Below are 1659 nucleotides of genomic sequence, written 5' to 3' on the forward strand. Positions count from 1 at the left end.
CAGCCTGAACCAGTAGAAGCCGTGGCCTGCGAGGGTGAGCAGGTACGGCAGTTGGCCGATGGCGGGGAAGCGGACGCCGCCGATGAGTTCGACGGGGTGGCGTCCGGTGAAAGCGCGCAGGTCGAGTTCGGTGGGCTGGGCGAAGCGGGAGAAGTTGTTCACGCACAGCACGAGGTCGTCCTCGCCGTCCTCGGTCGAGGGTGCCTCGCGCAGGAATGCCAGGACGGCCGGGTTGGAGGAGGGCAGTTCGGTGTAGGAGCCGAGGCCGAAGGCCTTGTTCTGCTTGCGGATCTCGATCATGCGGCGGGTCCAGTGCAGCAGCGACGACGGTGAGGACATCGACGCTTCGACGTTGGTGACCTGGTAGCCGTAGACCGGGTCCATGATGGTGGGCAGGTAGAGCCGTCCCGGGTCGCAGGAGGAGAACCCCGCGTTGCGGTCGGGGGTCCATTGCATGGGGGTGCGCACCGCGTCGCGGTCGCCGAGCCAGATGTTGTCGCCCATGCCGATCTCGTCGCCGTAGTAGAGGATCGGGGAGCCGGGCAGGGAGAGGAGCAGGGCGGTGAAGAGTTCGATCTGGTTGCGGTCGTTGTCGAGGAGAGGGGCCAGGCGGCGGCGGATGCCGATGTTGGCGCGCATGCGCGGGTCTTTGGCGTACTCCGCGTACATGTAGTCGCGTTCTTCGTCGGTGACCATTTCGAGGGTGAGCTCGTCGTGGTTGCGCAGGAAGATGCCCCATTGGCAGTTGGAGGGGATGGCGGGGGTCTTGGCGAGGATTTCGGAGACGGGGTAGCGCGATTCGCGGCGGACGGCCATGAAGATGCGGGGCATGACGGGGAAGTGGAAGGCCATGTGGCATTCGTCGCCGCCGGAGCGGAAGTCGCCGAAGTAGTCGACGACGTCCTCGGGCCATTGGTTGGCCTCGGCCAGCAGGACGGTGTCCGGGTAGTGCGCGTCGATTTCCTTCCGTACCCGCTTGAGGAACTCGTGCGTCGCCGGGAGGTTCTCGCAGTTCGTCCCCTCCTCCTGGTAGAGGTACGGCACCGCGTCCAGCCGGAAGCCGTCGACCCCCAGATCCAGCCAGAAACGGAGCGCCGCGAGGATTTCCTCCTGCACGGCCGGGTTTTCGTAATTCAGGTCCGGCTGGTGGGAGAAGAAGCGGTGCCAGTAGTACTGCTTCCGGACGGGGTCGAAGGTCCAGTTGGAGGCTTCGGTGTCGACGAAGATGATGCGGGCGTCCTGGTACTGCTTGTCGTCGTCGGCCCAGATGTAGTAGTCGCCGTAGGGGCCGGTGGGGTCCTTGCGGGATTCCTCGAACCACGGGTGCTGGTCGCTGGTGTGGTTCATGACGAAGTCGATGATGACGCGCATGCCGCGCTGGTGGGCGGCGTCGACGAATTCGACGAAGTCGGCCAGGTCGCCGAAGTCCGGAAGCACGGCGGTGTAGTCGGAGACGTCGTAGCCGCCGTCGCGGAGGGGGGATTTGAAGAAGGGGGGCAGCCAGAGGCAGTCGACGCCGAGCCATTGCAGGTAGTCGAGTTTGGCGGTGATGCCCTTGAGGTCGCCGATGCCGTCGCCGTTGCTGTCCTGGAAGGAGCGGACGAGGACCTCGTAGAACACGGCGCGTTTGAACCACTCCGGGTCCCGGTCTTTGGCGGG

Annotated in this window: 1 protein-coding gene; it reads right to left on the minus strand. The window is 65.5% G+C overall.

Translation table 11 applies throughout. From position 1 onward, the window contains the following. Window positions 1-1659 (minus strand): maltose alpha-D-glucosyltransferase (treS, locus tag ACWD3C_RS48515; protein WP_451155227.1); only part of this gene is annotated, 1659 nt, incomplete at both ends.

Source organism: Streptomyces sp. NPDC002845 (genome assembly GCF_053591955.1).